This is a genomic window from Pseudomonas sp. 2995-1 (genome assembly GCF_002742505.1).
GTDB lineage: Bacteria > Pseudomonadota > Gammaproteobacteria > Pseudomonadales > Pseudomonadaceae > Aquipseudomonas > Aquipseudomonas sivasensis.
Genome location: NZ_LJSA01000198.1, coordinates 1 through 374 on the forward strand (window position 1 = coordinate 1; position 374 = coordinate 374).

1 protein-coding gene is annotated in these 374 nt (G+C 39.6%); it reads right to left on the minus strand.

Annotated elements, in window-relative coordinates:
• Positions 1–147: 147 nt before the first annotated feature.
• A complete protein-coding gene (locus tag AOA61_RS02475) occupies positions 148–372 on the minus strand; it encodes a cory-CC-star protein (protein ID WP_256583322.1) in 225 nt (74 codons plus the stop codon).
• Positions 373–374: the final 2 nt, after the last annotated feature.

Here is a 374-nt window from a genome sequence, read left to right on the forward strand (position 1 = left end):
GATTTGCCAACACCACCTTTACCACCTACAAAAATAACTTTTTTATCAGTTATATTAGTTTTAGTTTTCATGTGGACCCCTCCTGAGTAAAAACGTGGGCACTACGCTTTCTATCTTCTATGTAAGAGTATGGAGAATTAGCAGCATCTAAAGCCATTGAGGAGACTTATCCATTCCCATTCTCGTATGCCAATCATGGAACTTTTCAAGCATATGTGGATAAAGCTCAAGGGTGTAGAAAAAGGCAGGATTAGGGACACCAAGCATATCAGAATACAACAAGAGCATAAAAAGATCATCCTCATCCTGTAGTTCACGCATAATCTCCGTTCTATGGCCTAGCCGAAGTACTTCATCATATAGCTCGATGATAC